At 54.5% G+C, this 15,118-nt stretch carries 10 protein-coding genes; 7 read left to right on the top strand and 3 right to left on the bottom strand.

What is annotated here, in order from left to right; translation table 11 throughout:
- The first annotated feature begins 59 nt into the window (after nucleotides 1-59).
- The 6 genes from VFO10_RS21345 (at nucleotide 60) to VFO10_RS21320 (ending at nucleotide 7,979) form a co-directional block, all read left to right on the top strand.
- Nucleotides 60-2,561 carry a hypothetical protein gene (locus VFO10_RS21345; RefSeq protein WP_325144006.1) on the top strand — a complete coding sequence of 834 codons (2,502 nt, stop codon included), beginning with the start codon at nucleotides 60-62 and terminating at the stop codon, nucleotides 2,559-2,561.
- A 36-nt stretch (nucleotides 2,562-2,597) separates the two neighbouring features.
- Entirely contained in the window at nucleotides 2,598-3,578 is a 981-nt protein-coding gene (locus VFO10_RS21340; protein WP_325144005.1) for a diguanylate cyclase, read from the top strand.
- 139 nt (nucleotides 3,579-3,717) lie between these two features.
- The gene (fabG, locus tag VFO10_RS21335) at nucleotides 3,718-4,446 is read left to right on the top strand and encodes a 3-oxoacyl-[acyl-carrier-protein] reductase (RefSeq protein ID WP_325144004.1); all 729 of its coding nucleotides are present in this window, start codon (nucleotides 3,718-3,720) and stop codon (nucleotides 4,444-4,446) included.
- 16 nt (nucleotides 4,447-4,462) lie between these two features.
- Nucleotides 4,463-5,476, top strand: coding sequence for a ketoacyl-ACP synthase III (locus VFO10_RS21330; protein ID WP_325144003.1), 1,014 nt, complete (start codon nucleotides 4,463-4,465; stop codon nucleotides 5,474-5,476).
- Between the two features lie 21 nt (nucleotides 5,477-5,497).
- Entirely contained in the window at nucleotides 5,498-6,301 is an 804-nt protein-coding gene (locus VFO10_RS21325) for a M48 family metallopeptidase (protein WP_325144002.1), read from the top strand.
- 190 nt (nucleotides 6,302-6,491) lie between these two features.
- Entirely contained in the window at nucleotides 6,492-7,979 is a 1,488-nt protein-coding gene (locus tag VFO10_RS21320; protein ID WP_325144001.1) for an ATP-binding protein, read from the top strand.
- Nucleotides 7,980-8,055: 76 nt separating this feature from the next.
- Here VFO10_RS21320 and VFO10_RS21315 read toward each other — a convergent pair whose 3' ends face one another.
- The 3 genes from VFO10_RS21315 to VFO10_RS21305 are packed head-to-tail and all read right to left on the bottom strand — an operon-like array spanning nucleotide 8,056 to nucleotide 14,037.
- Nucleotides 8,056-10,536 carry an endonuclease/exonuclease/phosphatase family protein gene (locus VFO10_RS21315; protein WP_325144000.1) on the bottom strand — a complete coding sequence of 827 codons (2,481 nt, stop codon included), beginning with the start codon at nucleotides 10,534-10,536 and terminating at the stop codon, nucleotides 8,056-8,058.
- 13 nt (nucleotides 10,537-10,549) lie between these two features.
- A complete protein-coding gene (locus VFO10_RS21310) occupies nucleotides 10,550-12,661 on the bottom strand; it encodes a choice-of-anchor J domain-containing protein (protein WP_325143999.1) in 2,112 nt (703 codons plus the stop codon).
- Between the two features lie 32 nt (nucleotides 12,662-12,693).
- Nucleotides 12,694-14,037, bottom strand: a complete 1,344-nt coding sequence (locus VFO10_RS21305) for a hypothetical protein (protein ID WP_325143998.1) — start codon at nucleotides 14,035-14,037, stop codon at nucleotides 12,694-12,696.
- A 360-nt stretch (nucleotides 14,038-14,397) separates the two neighbouring features.
- On the opposite strand from VFO10_RS21305, the gene VFO10_RS21300 reads away from it, so the two are divergent.
- Nucleotides 14,398-15,027 carry a glutathione S-transferase family protein gene (locus tag VFO10_RS21300; RefSeq protein WP_325143996.1) on the top strand — a complete coding sequence of 210 codons (630 nt, stop codon included), beginning with the start codon at nucleotides 14,398-14,400 and terminating at the stop codon, nucleotides 15,025-15,027.
- Nucleotides 15,028-15,118 lie beyond the last annotated feature (91 nt).

The raw sequence follows: 15,118 nt of genomic DNA, 5'->3' as shown, positions 1-15,118 counted from the left end.
AAGATGGATGGAGCCGCACTGTATAGTATTCAGCCGTGTCACGGACAGGGAGTTCTCCGATGGAAGAAGCCCAATTGGTCGACAGTTACCTCCATAGCGCCCACGCCGACGATCGTCTGCGCATTCTGCACACGATGCGTGAAAAGAATATGTGGATGCCGATTTCATTGAGCGCGGATCTGCTCAAATTAAAATTGAATCCTGATGAACATATCGCGATCCTGCGCAGCACTTCGGCCAAGCAGCGTCTGGCTTTCGAGGACTATCTGACGAGCCAGCTCATGCGCTGGGATCAGAACGTGGCCTCGGCTGCGCTCTGGGAATGGGCTCTGCGCACCGACTGCATCATGTGGCATCGCACGCTGCCGCTCAGTCTTTCCCCGCTGACGCCTCAGCGCATGCGCTATACCCTTTTGGATCTCGCCTGGTTCGGCGGTGGATTTCCCCTGATCCAAAAGCTGGTGGACATGGACGGCCTTGAGGATATGTCGGCCGCCTTCATTTCCCTGCTCTGCTTCCGCGCCCTGCAGTTCGGTGTTCCTTCCGATCGCGTCCTGAACTTCGCCAAGCGCGGCATCGAGGGCAGCTATCACGCTTCGTCCGTTGCGGACAAAACGCTGCCTTATTTCCTGGCCTATGTCTTCCGCTTCGATCCGCAGTGGGCCAAAGCGCAGAAGGTGAATCAATCGTTCAGCGGCATCTGGTCGCAATTCATGAATGCGAATCAGGAAGGCAAGCGCTGGGAAAAAGAACTCACGATTCTGAATAAACTCGTGGGCCGGAAACCGGATGCCAAGGACGAGGCCACGATCCTTGAGAACTGGCCGAGCATCTGGGACCGCCATCATATTGAAGCCCCGATCCTCGGCTGGCTCTTTGAGCAGCTGGCGGAAAAAAAGTTCCCCATCATCGCCGAACAGAGCTGGGAATTCTTCGCCGGCGTGCAGCCGCAGATTCTGCAGACCATGCTGCTGACGCACACCCGACCCGAGGTCCTGGTCCTGGCGCTCAACGTCGTCGGCCCCTTCCTCGATTACAATGCGCAGCTCAAAGTCCTCGACCATCTGAAAAAACTTTTGACCTCGATTCCGAACGCGGTGGAAGTCCTTACCAGTCTTCTGCCGCGCTATTCAGCTCTTTTAAACGCGGAAGCCGGTGGCACGAGCGTCTTCGGCAAGGTCTTCGAAGAGCGTCAGCAGATGCTGGCCGCCTTCAACAAGGATAAATCAGGAGAAGTCAAAGGCCTGGGTCTTTGGGAAAAGGAGTTCCCGCCGCAGGACGTGAGCCGTCACACCTTCTTCGCCATCGCCTATCATGATAAAAAACTCGCGGAGCCCAAGGGCGATGATTTCTGGACGTCCTTGATCGCGGCCTGGAAAAACCCTTCGCCCGATCGCATCGAAGCCTTGTCCACCAAGGCGCGTCAGGCTCCCGATCTGTTCCAGATCTGCTTCATCGATACCCTTGGCCGCTTTCATGGATCGGATGCTGCGGCGCTGAAACTTCTGGATTTCATCCGCAGTTCCGAAGAACCCGTGCTGCGTTCCGTGATTCACGCGCTGCAGGGCATCGGCACCGTCCGCGCCTCGCAGGAGCTGGTCGCCTTCCTGACCCGCCCCAACGTCAGCGCAAACCTGCAGCTGGAAATCACCCAGCTTCTGCATGAACTCGACGTGAGTCACCTGCAGGCCGAGCTGCGTTCCGCTCTGAATGACCTGAACTATCGCACGATGCGCGATAGCATGCTGATTGAGCTTCGCGATGCCATCTCAAGCCTCCTGGTGGTCGAAGATCACATCAAACCGAGCCCCAGCAGCTCGAACCTGCCGCAGCAGCCGACGACCATCGACCTGGATAAGATGCTGGCGCAGAAAATCGATCGCTATGAGCAGCTTTCGAGCGAAGTCAAACGCGCGCTTCGAACCGCTCAGTTCTTTCATCTGCAGGTTGAGCAGGCCGGCAACAGCCTCGGCACGATCGACCTGAGCCCCGCGATCGATATGCAGTATAAGGCGCTCGAACTGAGCTTCCGGGAGAAATTCGAGCAGCACTGCAGCGACATCATCAAGCAGGGCATCCTGCAGCGCAAGCTCGATGTCATCGGCTATGCCCGTCCCATTCCCTCGGCCATGGATGACTTCGAGGGCTACATCGAGCACCTGCCCATCATCAATACGATTCCTTTCTTCAGCCGCTTCAAACTCAGGAAGATGCTGCGGGCCATCTGCCAGTTCCGGCCCGGCAAGCGTTTCACCCTGGACGGCCTGAAGGCCTTTGCCATTTTCTTCATCTGCTTTTCCCGGCATGAGTGCCGCTATGGTTTGGGCAAGCTCTTCAACATCACGAGCATGAACCAGGACCAGCTCCTGCACTTCTGCAAGGAACTGCACGTGTTCCAGGACTTCCGTAACCGTGCGGCTCATGAGGGATTTCACCCGGACGCCAGTAATAATCTCGATAGCATCTGGAAGAGTACGGCCGCCATCATTCAAGGGATGTTCATCATTTCCGATGGATTGGAAGGGCAGACAGCCAAGGGTTCGATAAGAAAAATTGGCTAATGACAAAACCGTGCTTGGTGGAGAACCCAGACTCCTATGAATAGCAAAGAAAAACCAGTGGTTCTGATCGTCGAGGATAACCCTGCGGACGTCCTAACCTATAAGAAATGTCTGGGTCGCAGTTTTCAACTGGAAACGCTGCTGTCGGGGGACGAAGCGCTCGGCGTGATCGAGCACCTCAAACCGGATGTCGTGGTCCTTGACATCAACCTGCCCGGCATCTCGGGCTATGACATCTGCAAAGTCTTAAGGACCCGTCCGCTCAAGGACTATATTGGTATCGTCATGATCACCGCGAGCCAGGATCCCGAGTCGATCGAAAAGAGTCTTTTTTTCGGCGCCGATGCCTTCGGCTCCAAAGCCCAGGTCATCTTCCAGATCAAAGCCCTCGTGAAATCAGCCCTGCGCATCCGTTCGACGATGAAGGAACTGAACGACGTCAACACCAAGCTGCAGAGAGCCAATGAACGCCTGAAAAAGCTTTCGCTCACCGACGAGCTGACCGGACTCTACAATATGCGTTTCATGGCCCGGCAGATCAGGAACGAATTCAAACGCGCCGAGCGTTATCAGAAACCTTTGTCGATGATCATGCTCGACATTGATAATTTCAAACGCGTGAATGATGCCTACGATCATCTTACAGGTTCTTATGTGATCGCCCAGATCGGCCAGGAGATCAGCGATTCCATCCGCCTCGACATCGACTACGCGGCCCGTTACGGCGGCGATGAATTCATTATCGTCTTGCCCGAAACCGATCTTCAGGGCGCCTGGATCGTGGCGGACCGTTTGCGGGCCAAGGTTGCCGAACGCAGCTACGATAACGGCCATCACAGCGTTCAGGTCACCATCTCGCTGGGCATCGCGACCTTTGAAGGCAGCTCGAAAAACATGCAAAACGTGGAAGAGCTGACGCGAACAGCCGACAATGGTCTTCTGCGCGCCAAGGAGCAAGGCAAGAACACAGTTGTAGCCCTGCAGCTCACGTCGAATACGCACAAAACGGCCTCCTGATCATCCTCCCAGCCTCATGGAAAAGCCTGTCAGACGCAGGCTTTACGCATCCCTGTTGTCCAACCACAAGAAAAATGCTAACTAATCCTTGCAAAAAATGGGGATTTTTTGACTTTTGACTCATCTGAAGGATGTCATTATGGAACAAAAGGTAGCTCTTGTGACCGGAGCGTCGCGTGGTATTGGCCGCGCCTGCGCCGAAGCCCTTGCGAAGCAGGGTTATTTGGTCGCTATTCATTACCGCTCGCAGGAACACCTCGCGAAGGAAGCCGCTGACGCCATGCCCGGCGCAAAAATCTTCCAAGCGGATCTGAGCAGTGAAGAGCAGTGCAAGGAACTCGCCAAAAAGGTGAAAGAAGCCTTTGGGCGTATAGATGTTCTCGTCAACAATGCGGGCATGAGCATCGACCAGCTGATCACCTTCGCCAAGCCCAGCGATTTTGATCAGATTCTGGATGTGAATCTGAAGTCGGTTTTCAATCTCACGAAATCCGTTTCGAAGCACATGATCAAACAAAAAAGCGGCCGCATCATCAACCTCACCTCGGTCGTGGGTCACACCGGAAATGCCGGCCAGAGCATGTACGCGGCCTCCAAAGGCGCGATCACCGCTTTCACCAAGAGCATCGCCGCCGACCTCGCCGGCTTCGGCATTCTTGCGAACTGCGTGGCTCCTGGCTTCATCAAAACGGACATGACCGATGCCTTGCCGAACGAAGCCAAGGAAGCGATTCTGGGCAAGGTGCCTTTGAAACGTCTTGGCAGCCCTGATGAAGTCGCGGCCTGCGTCACCTTCCTTGCCTCCGAAGGCGCCTCGTACATCACAGGCTCGACCCTGCATGTGAACGGCGGGATGTATACCAACTGAAAAGGGACGGTGACCGATGACAGATTCAGCCGTATATATCCACGCCCTCGGACACTATCATCCCGAGACTGTGGTCGATAACGCGTTCTTTGAAGAACTTGATATCGGTTCGGACTCCGCCTGGGTCGTGGAGCGAACCGGCATCCAGGCTCGCCGCAGCGTGCTGCACAAGGACGATATCAGGTCCCTGCGCAGCGGCGAGAAAACGTTGAACCAGCTGCGTGACGAAGGTCGGGTGATGACTATCGCATCGATGTCGGAACCGGCCTGGGCCGTATTGCGGGAACGTTATCCCGAATTGAATCCCGCGGCGATCGACGCTGTGATCTGCGGCACTTCGATTCCGGACTTTGACATTCCTGCCAACGCCAGCACCATCGCTGCGAAGCTGGGACTCAGCTGCCTCAGCTTTGATGCCAACTCAGCCTGCAGTTCCTTCGTCCTGAATCTGCATCTGGCCCGGAATCTGATTCGCTCCGGCGCGCATAAGAAAGTCGCCGTCTTCAATCCCGAGCGTTATTCGCTGCGGATGAATTTCACGGATCGCAACTCCTGCATCCTCTTCGGCGACGGCTGCTCGGCGGCGATCGTTTCGGGCCAGCCCAAACCGGGTTCGCTCAAGGTGATTGATACCGTCATCGTCTCCGATCCGAGTGGGTATGACCTTGTGAAAATTCCGGACGGCGAATGCTTCTCGCAAAACGGCAAAGCCGTTCAAAAATTCGCGATCTCCAAAACGCTGGAAGCCACACACAGCATTCTGGAACGCAATGGTTTGACCGCCAAGGATATCACGTATTTCACCGGTCACCAGGCCAACCTCCGCATGGTGACTTCGGCCGCGGAACGTCTCGGTTTTAGCGACAACCAGCATCTGCACAACGTCGAAGCCCTGGGCAATCAGGGTGCGGCGGGCGCGCCTTCCGTGCTGTCGATGCATTGGGATCGTTTTAAATCCGGCGATAAGATCGTTCTCGCCGTGGTCGGCAGTGGGTTGACCTGGGGATCTGCACTCTTACAAAAAATTTGATGCAGCAAGGAAACACACACTATGGGCAAACCAACAAACATCGTGTACGGACTTGTGTCCGCCGCGGCGATCGCGATCGGCGTCGCAGCGTGCGTCACCTCTCCTGAAACGGGACGCACGCAGCTCAGCCTCGTCTCGGACAGCCAGATGAATTCCCTGGGCGCGCAGGCTTATGAGGAAACGCTCGCGAAAGCCAAGATCTCGCGCAATACCGCCTTGAACAATGAAGTGACCTCGATCGGTCGGCGCATTGCTCAGGCCAGCGGCGTGGATTACGATTGGGAATTCACCGTCATCGACGAGCCGCAGACCGTGAACGCCTTCTGCCTGCCAGGCGGCAAGGTCGCTGTTTATACCGGCATCATTCCCGTTGCGAAGAACAATGCGGCTCTGGCCGCGGTCATGGGTCACGAGGTCGCGCATGCCACGCTTCGCCATTCTGCGGAACGCATGAGCCAGCAGCTGGTGATGCAGATGGGATTGACTGTCGCCTCCATCACCTTCTCTGATTCCAAGAATCGCAACATGATCGCCGGCCTTTTGGGGATCGGCACGCAATTCGGAGTCGTCCTGCCTTTCAGCCGTTATCACGAATCGGAAGCCGATCGCGTGGGCCTCGAATATATGGCCAAGGCTGGTTATGATCCTCGGGAAGCGGTGGGACTTTGGGAGCGGATGGGATCCATGGGCGGCGGGCGTCCACCCGAGATCCTCTCAACGCACCCCGATCCCGCACGTCGCGCCAAGGAACTGAGCAAGCACATGCCGAAGGCCCTGGCCATGTACCAGGCTTCCCCCATGCGTACGCCTACGAAGAATCTTTGAATCCATCGCCCATGCCGTCCCGCGGCATGGGTTCCTGCGCTTGGTTTCTTGCCCAATTTCATCTTATTCCTTTAAAAAAATGCAGACGTTAAACCTCGCCCCCGCAAGTTCTGACGTCCTGTATTCTAAAATATCCACGAGTTAAGCCGAACAGAGGGTGTCGCATTACGCCGATCGCTTGGGAATGGGCATGGCCGGGAAGATTCTGAAGAGCCTTGGTAACAGCACTGCCGTCTACATCTTCGTAGTCAGCGGACTCATTGCTGTTCTGGCCAGTGCCATTCAAATTTATATCGAATATGACAAGGATGTGCATCGGGTTGCCTCACGTTTCGAACTGATCGAGAGCAGTTATATTCCCGCGGTCGCCGCCTCGCTTTGGCAAATTGATGAAGACCAGGCCCGACTGATCCTGGCTGGCATCAAAAGCTTACCCGACGTGGCTTACGTCGAAATCAAATCCAAGGATTCAGACTTCTTCGCGTCCCTTGGGGAAAAGATTGGATCCCGTTACATGACGCGCGAGGTCGAGGTTTCCTACAGCAATCAGGATCATAAGCCTGTGGTCATCGGCACTCTGACCATCAGCCTGACTCTGGATGCCGTGATTTCCAGGACCTATGGCCTGTCATTGAACATCCTGATCACGAATATCCTAAAAACCTTGCTGCTTGCCGTTTACGTCGTCTTCCTTCTGCGCGGGCGCATCACACGGCATCTCATTCATATCGTGCGCTATCTCGAATCCAAGGACCAATCGCAGCCTTTAAAGCTGGAGCGGCGACAGAAGCGCGAAGATGAACTTGATGTGATGGTTCAGAGCATCAACAATAAAAACCGCGAGATCCAGGAAAAGATTCAAACGATCGAAAACCATAAGGTCGAGCTGCAGAACACTGTGGATGAGAAGACTCAGGCCCTGAGCAAGACTGCGGAAACCAAGGCCACTCTTCTCCGCGTCCTCTGCCATGACCTTTCCAACCCACTCGTACTGATCACCGGCCTTCTGGAACTCTTCGCCAATAACCGCATACCGGAAGAAAAGAAACAGGCCAAATACAAGACTCTCTCCCGCGCCGCCCAGCTCATGGCCGATATCCTCTCGAACGTCCGCGAGATGGAAGCGGTCGACTCCGGCAAGCGCACGATCGCCATCACCCCCGTGAACCTTGACCGCATGTTCGATGATCTCAACCTGATCTTCCGCGATCGTCTCAACGAAAAGCAGATATCTCTGGAAATCGACAACCAGTTGCCTGACGGCACCGGCGTCCTAGCCGATCCTGTCTCACTCAGCAATCACGTCTTCAACAACCTCGTATCCAATGCCTTGAAATTCTCCTTCCCAGGCTCGACAGTCCGTATTGTAGCCTGTGAAGAAGGCGATCAAGTCCATGTCACCATCATCGACACCGGCGTCGGCATGTCTGCAGAAATAGCCCAGGCCATCTTCGATCCCACGCGCCAGACCACCCGCCCCGGCACTGCCGGCGAGAAGGGCACAGGTTTCGGCATGCCTATCGTCAAATCATTCGTGGAAAAATACGGTGGGCGCATTCAGGTGGAAAGCACATCAGCCGAGATCAACCCGTCCGCGCATGGAACGACCTTCCATCTCTATCTCAATAAAACCCTGCTCACCCCAGGCCTTCTGGGATCCGCTCAGGCGGCCAGCTGAAAGGCTTAAAACCCTAAAATAACGATGGCTGAGCACCCACCTTCACGGTGAGCGTCAGCCATCGAGGAAAAACGAATCAGAAGCGGAAGCGGGCGACCACAGGATCATGATCCGAGAGCTTGTCCATGAAGTCCGAGTTCAGATGGACGATATTCAGCTCAGGTTCATGATTCAAAAGGAGAGCCTTGCTTGCCAGAATATGGTCAATCGCGGCCGCGTTGCCATCATAGTTACTCGTGTACCACTGATTACGCGGCACAAGGTCACCGTAAGTCATGAGGTTCTGCATGAAGTCACCAGCCAGAACCTTCATGGAAGACTCGTGCCAGTAGGCGTTAAAGTCACCGGCAACGATAACTTTGGCATTCGAGTCCTGAGCCATCAGATCCGCGATAAAGCGGTTGATCCGACCGGTGAGTTTCGCGCGCTGATTATCAGAGCGGAAGATCACAGGTTGATTGATGGACCAGGGACTCGTATCACCTAGTTTCGAATTCAAGTGAACGCCGACCACATAGAAACGCTCGCCCTTGAACGAGAATTCCGCGACCAGAGGTTTCCGCGTGCCCGTATAGGCGGGATCGTTCGCGAAAAGTCGGCCAGGATTCTGATTCAAACGCCCGCCTGGGAGCACGTAAGTTTCATCCTTGGCGCCGGCATTGCCGACTTTTTCAAACTGCAAGCGGGCCGCGTTATAGAGCATCGCCACACGGATGTTGCCGCCTGGTTCACCGCCATCGGAGTTCGGAATGGGATCTATGTTCAGATACCGATAGTCCGAGCCGGGGCAGTTGATGTTCTTCACGATCGAACCGAGGGTGATATCCGCCGCGGAACCCTCACCGAAATCGACGCCATTGTTATCCTGAATCTCAGGCAGGTTCACAACGTCGGGGCAGAGGAGGTTCGTGCTGATGGCTTCGGCCAATCGCTTGATGCGTTTGTCCAGAATACCGGAAAGGTTTTCCACGTTGAAGGTCGCAACTGTCACATGATCCTGGTCGCCTTGAAAGCGAGCCTTGGCCCTTTGATCCAGATCCTTGATGGTCGAGGTCGCTGCAAAGCTGCCCGTCACGAACATCGCGAATTCACCGTCACCAAAGGTGTTGGTTTGGAAGCTCAGGATGCCTTCCAGATCGAAAGAAAACTTGTCACCCACGTTGAAGACATACTCAGCCTTCACGTTCGGGGCAAGCTCACTGGCGGAAATCCGGACGACCTCGGGGTTGAAGTCACCGTTCAGCTGATCCACCAAAAGGCCTTTGGAAGCCGACTGCTGCTCGATCGGGCTCGCGCCTTCGGGGCGAACGAAGAGGGTCAGATAACGCTTGTTATCATCAAACTTCTCTTTACCACCGCGGAAGCCGACCACCTCTGGACGCACCAGACGAATCCTCATGCCTTCGAGGGCTTCCCAGAAATCCATGCCGTCAAGGGGATTGAGCCGGGGCTTTTGGTTGACGTTTCCACGATAGCTCGACACCACAGCATTCGGCACCTGAAGTCCACCGGGTCCGATCAGAACCGGAGTGGGCAAAGGAAGTCCGGTCGCCAGAATCGAAAGATTGGACACCTCACGAATCGCCGTACGGGTCAAACCCTGAGCCGTCATGACTTCATAAACAGTCCCCGTGACCTGAACGCGAACGCCCGCCGCAAGATCCGTACGGGATCCGCTTAAGTAAACGTTGATCGCATTCGACGTCAGTGGGTTGCCGTCATCATTTTCCGTTTGAATGTAAAGTTCCGTGCCGCCTTCCTCGATCTCGGCCACAGCCGTCACAACACCTTCGGTGGTGACGATTTTACCGCGATAAGGCGAGAAGTGCGCTTCACCCTGGATCTCAGGAATCGAAAGAGTACCGCCGACAAGACCCGTATTGTGCATACGGATGGTCGCGCGCTCTTCGTTCAGAAGAGGCAGGCTGCTGAGCTTGGAAAGATAACGCTTCAGAAGTTCCTTGGCGGAATAATCACCAGGCTCGAACTCAAAGTTATTTTCAAAGCTGTTGCCATAGCGATAACCCGGGAACGGACTGAAAAAGGCTTCGTTACTGATGGCCACACGATAATTCTTGCGATCTTCCAGCGGCAGACCGTGCTGCCTGGTCGCGTGATAGATCGTGGGCAGACCGCCCTCGTACTGAATATCGTATTCCACCCCGGCGACCTGCAGGTCGACCCGGTAATACTTATTGCTCCGATTCAGAATAAAATCCCGGATCTCCGACCCCCGCAGCGTACCCACGCGGAAGGTGTCCTTGTCACCGGAAGGATAGATCGGCAGAATTTTCTGATCGATGTCCTCTTCGGTCAGGTCTTTACTCAAAATCGCATAGCCATTCGATGGCAGAAAATCGCTGGGATAGAACACGATGTCCACTTCCAGCTCTTTTTGCATCGCGGTCGTGATCAAATTCCCGGCCAGGTTCGAGCCTTCGAAACGATCACTGGTATCAATCAGTATGGGCGCGTCTTCGCGTGGATCCGCCTGCTTCACGCAGGAGAAGGATCCAAGCAGCAGAAGTATCGCGGTCAGATGCTTGGACATGTTCATGTTGGACCCCTTTTCAGCCGGCCGATGGAGTTAAAACCACCGGCTCCATTTTCAAGGTGCCATTGCCTTCGAGCTGGAGCGAATCCACTTCCCAGACGGGCCAATCTTTTTCCATCACTGGCGTCTTGTAACGGAAGCCGATGACGATCTTCTTGCCCGCATATTTGCTGAGATTAAAGGTCTCGGAGTTTTCCCACACAAAGCGTGTGCTGAACGCCGGTCTTTTGGTGATGGGAATCTGTTCCCAGTTCGCCGTGGCGAGACTTGCGATGGTCTCATCGGTCGTGACCCAAATCGTCAGGATGTCTGGATTGTCGGATGCCTTCAGCACAGCCTGGCGGAACCAGAACTGTGGATCTTTCACATCCGTCAAATCAAAACGAGGCGTCGCGAACCAACTCGTCAGGTCGCTGCCTTCCACCTTGAGGCAGCAAGGCTTCGACTGATTGGGAATCGTATAAACATTCCAACCGTTCGCAGCATTCCCTTGAGTTTCCACAAGGAAATCCGTCAGGGCCGTTTCCTTGAAGCTCTTCTTATAAAGCTGCGGCACGACCGGAGCTGGCGGGGTCGTAGGAGCAGGAGTCGGGGTTACAGGAGCCGAACCCATGGTATCCACGGTCACAGGATCAAAACTGAGAGTCCCTGTCCCAAGGATCTGCATCGAATCAATCTCCCAGGTCGGGTAGCTCGTAGCTTCACCCTGCTGGTATTTGAAAGCGATCACGATTTTCTTGCCCGCGTATTTGCTCAGATCGACTTTTTCCGAATCTTCAAAGACGAACTTGGGGCTGTAGGTTGGCTCTTTGCTGAACTTCACCTTTTCCCAGTTCGCTTTGGAAAGATCCGCAACGGATTCATCGGTCGTGATCAGGACGCTGATCACAGCATCATTTTCAGGAGCCTTGTTGATGGTCTGGCGAATGAAGAACTGGGGATTCTGCACATTGCTCAGATCATAACGAGGACTGACGAGCCAGCTGGTCGAATTGCTGCCGCCCACTTTCGAACAGCAGGAGTCAGACGAGTTCGGATACTTGAAGATCGTCCAGCCAGTCTTGGGATCGGTCGAAGTCACCGAGAAGTTCGTAAAGGCATTATTCCGGAAACTCTTCACGTAGGGCAGCGGCAGATCGCGGGCGGGACCAGCGACTTCCGTTCCGGTGTTGGCGTTACCCGAACCCGAACCAGCACCCGTGAGACTCAGCTGCTCATAGGTAACCTTGCCAGTTCCCAGAAGCGTGAAGCTGGCAATCTGCCAGGCGGAACGAGCGTTCGCAGGCATGAACTTCAGCTTCTCACCATCGAGCTTGAACGCCACGACGATGGATTTACCCTGATAGGCTTTCAGGCTGACAGCCTCGCTCTTGCGATAGTTAAAGCTGCTGCCGTCTGGCATCGAATTGATCTTGACGGATTCCCAGGTTGCCTTCGCGGGATCACCGGACACGTAGTCCTGCGAAACGAGGTACATGACACCGTCAAGGAAAGGCAGACCACGATCGTTGATCGCCTGATCGATCATGAAGGCGGGATTGCCGACTTCACTCAGATTCATGCGAGGCGACAGAAGCCAGGCATCCTGCTTGCCGTCACCGATCGCGTATTTCTTATCGCGAGTCCCATCGATGCGCCAGGTCCTGGTCGTAGCGAAGGGAGCCAGTTCGTAATTGAACACTTTGGTGAACAGAGGACGCTCGATACCATCCAGGGTCTTGCCCTGCAGCGTGGCCACAGTATCCAGGGTCGCGCGCAGCTGCTCATCAAGACCACCCAGGCGGGCCCGATCGTCTTCCAGAAGGTTCAGCGCATCATAAACCACAAAGGCCTGATACAGCTGAGCCAGGGCATCAGCATCATAAGGATTATTTTTCAAGCGGTAGGCGGAAATCTTGAGGTCGTAAACATTCTGCTTCAGCTCAGCTTTATCACGCTCGTTGGCATTCTTCAGAAGAAAGCCCTGAGCCAAATCCTGCTCGACGGTTTGCACCGCGACGAGCAGATCTTCGATCGCTTGAACCTGTTCAACCTGTCCCTGACGCTTTTCACTGTCATCGGAACAGCTGGTCAGAATCGGGGAGCAGACAAGAGCAAGAGCTAGACTCATAACTCGAATCGTTTTCATAGGGAGCCCCTTGTTCGGCTATTCGCGATGTCTCAGTAAATGTAGGACGTCGTCAGTTTTACCACAGTATCTTTTTTGTTCAGTTCACTCAAAATGCGGTCTTCGCGAACATCGGTCCGGTTACCGAAGACGGCATTTTTCGCTTCCTGAAATTCAACTTCGGGACGGAAGTTGAACTTGCCTGCGGTGTAGTCCGCGCCTACGACCAGCATGCGAAGGCCGCCATGGGATGCGGTTTCGTCTGCTGTTCTAAGACGTTGAGCCGATTCACGTTCACGGTCGATAAAGTACTGACCGATGAATTTATAAGCCAAAAACGGCGTAATCGCGCCGAAAGTATAACCAGCTTTCAGCATGGTTGCAGCATCAGTTTTGCCCAGCCAGTCCTGACGATTGCCGTAGTAATCGCTGTAAACAGGGCGGAAGGGGGCGATATCCTGGAACCAGCTCATTTCGTTGTTCAGACGGTAGGCATTGTTTGCGGCCTTGGTCCAGGTGCGTTCAAAGTTGACCACCGCAGGGCCGAACCTTTGATTCAACTGAAGCGACCAGGCTGCGTCCAGCATGGATCCACCTTGCTCGGCATTGGTATGCGTCGCGTATTCAAAAAGGGCGAAGGTCTCCGTCGTGCGATAGTAGGCACCGGCCTTATAACCGCGATCTTCCTTAACTTTCCAGCGCTCGGAGGCCGCGTTTTCTTCGATCGTAAAGCCAGGGGTGGCGGGATAGAAGAAGCCAGCCGAACCCACGCCCGCATAGGCTGTAAGGTTTTCGATAGGGCTGTACTGGACTTCAAGACCAGGCAGGGTCTTGGTGCCAATGCTTTCATTTTCGATCGGCAGGTTCGAGATATAGGCAGGTGTGCCTTCGATATAGTAAAGGCGCGCCACATCCCAGGTGCGGAATTCACGGCCGATTTCGGTACCGAAGTTATAGGGATAGAAAACGACTTTGAGCTGGGAAACCGGGGTATAGGAGATCCACGAATATTTCGAAGTGCTGTCGAGACCCACAGTGGTCGCGCCGCGCTTATTATCGTCGCCATTCAAAAGAAGGTCGGCCTGGAATTCGAATTGTTCGTATTTGTGCAGAAGACGGAAGTTGAGCTTCGAGGTTTTGTTATCGACCGATCCGCGATTGGGGTCGATGTCGAGGCGGAATTTGACGGCGGTATCTTCGGTGAGCCTATAACCGACCAGCGCATCGAAGAGAGTTTCCTGACCCAACTGGGTGTTTTCTGAGGCGCTGTGGACATACTGCTGATATCGCAGATATTCAAGATAGGTGGACTGAACTGGAGCTTTCTCGACCTGTGCTTGGGCTGAACTTGCGATGACTAGAAGGCAAGCCGGCATCAAAAATCGTTGTGATCTCATGACCTGTTCCCCTGATTCTACTCTGTCCGGTTTTGTCAAAATGACCAACGGGGGATAACGCTTTTCGTTGATGAGGTCAATCACTATCGTGGTGAAAATGCGTATATTCATGCCGTGGTGAATAAGCCGAAATCTATTGTAAAGATTTCGATTTATGGCCACCCGGGTTCAATCGAGCCCATCTATTCAAAACTCCTGCATAATACCGACTTGGCCTCTATGGCATAGATAAAAAGCGCTGCGCAGCATGATCAATTCCAGACCAGCGCCCGGGCGCAATCGGGGACAAAAAATCGGAGGCGGGACTGGACAAAGCCGGCTTTCCCCTATTAAATCCAAGCCAACTATAGGAGAGCGGATATGGATATGACTTTGGTTGTGGGCTCCAAGACTTTTTCATCATGGTCACTGCGCCCCTGGCTTGTTCTGAAGCAAACCAACATCCCGTTCACGGAAGTTGTGATCCCCTTGAACCAGGTTGCGACGCGTGAGCAGATCAAGAGATATTCCCCTTCGGGACGAATCCCCGTTCTCCTGCATGGTGATGTTCGCATCTGGGATTCATTGGCCATCGCGGAATATCTCCATGAGCTTTTTCCGGACAAAGGCCTGTGGCCGCAAAACATGGCCGACCGTGCCCTGGCCCGCAGCGTCAGCGCCGAGATGCATTCAGGCTTTGGCGCCATGCGCCAGCAGCTTTCGATGAATGTCACGAAACGCTTTTCCACACCTGATCTGACCGATGACACGCAAAGCGATCTGAAACGTGTCTTCGATATTTGGAATGAATGTCTGAACCGCTCCGGTGGCCCCTTCCTCTTCGGCTCTTTTACGATTGCGGATGCGATGTATGCGCCGGTTACTACGCGATTGACCACGTATTCCATACCTTTGACAGGCGCGATCGAAAAATACGTTCACACCATGGGCGCATTGCCCGCAATGCAGGAATGGGTGCGCAGCGCCATAGGCGAGGCGGAAGGCTCCTGACTGGGGTTTTGGAGAGGTCCCAAGAAACGCCGGGATCCCCTGTGAAGCCGAAGGCTTAAAATTCCAGGGGAAACCCGTAATGTTTCACCCT

Origin of the sequence: Oligoflexus sp. (genome assembly GCF_035712445.1) — a bacterium.
Classification (GTDB): domain Bacteria; phylum Bdellovibrionota_B; class Oligoflexia; order Oligoflexales; family Oligoflexaceae; genus Oligoflexus.
The sequence above is the reverse complement of the archived record's forward strand: the minus strand, read 5'-3'. Positions and strand labels throughout refer to the sequence as shown.

What these genes read in the sequence shown, in the direction of transcription:
- VFO10_RS21310 (WP_325143999.1), bottom strand. Translation starts at nt 12,661, where the DNA reads ATGAAAACGATTCGAGTTATGAGTCTAGCTCTTGCTCTTGTCTGCTCC.
- VFO10_RS21325 (WP_325144002.1), top strand. Translation starts at nt 5,498, where the DNA reads ATGGGCAAACCAACAAACATCGTGTACGGACTTGTGTCCGCCGCGGCG.
- VFO10_RS21300 (WP_325143996.1), top strand. Translation starts at nt 14,398, where the DNA reads ATGGATATGACTTTGGTTGTGGGCTCCAAGACTTTTTCATCATGGTCA.
- VFO10_RS21345 (WP_325144006.1), top strand. Translation starts at nt 60, where the DNA reads ATGGAAGAAGCCCAATTGGTCGACAGTTACCTCCATAGCGCCCACGCC.
- VFO10_RS21330 (WP_325144003.1), top strand. Translation starts at nt 4,463, where the DNA reads ATGACAGATTCAGCCGTATATATCCACGCCCTCGGACACTATCATCCC.
- fabG (WP_325144004.1), top strand. Translation starts at nt 3,718, where the DNA reads ATGGAACAAAAGGTAGCTCTTGTGACCGGAGCGTCGCGTGGTATTGGC.
- VFO10_RS21305 (WP_325143998.1), bottom strand. Translation starts at nt 14,037, where the DNA reads ATGAGATCACAACGATTTTTGATGCCGGCTTGCCTTCTAGTCATCGCA.
- VFO10_RS21340 (WP_325144005.1), top strand. Translation starts at nt 2,598, where the DNA reads ATGAATAGCAAAGAAAAACCAGTGGTTCTGATCGTCGAGGATAACCCT.
- VFO10_RS21320 (WP_325144001.1), top strand. Translation starts at nt 6,492, where the DNA reads ATGGCCGGGAAGATTCTGAAGAGCCTTGGTAACAGCACTGCCGTCTAC.
- VFO10_RS21315 (WP_325144000.1), bottom strand. Translation starts at nt 10,536, where the DNA reads ATGAACATGTCCAAGCATCTGACCGCGATACTTCTGCTGCTTGGATCC.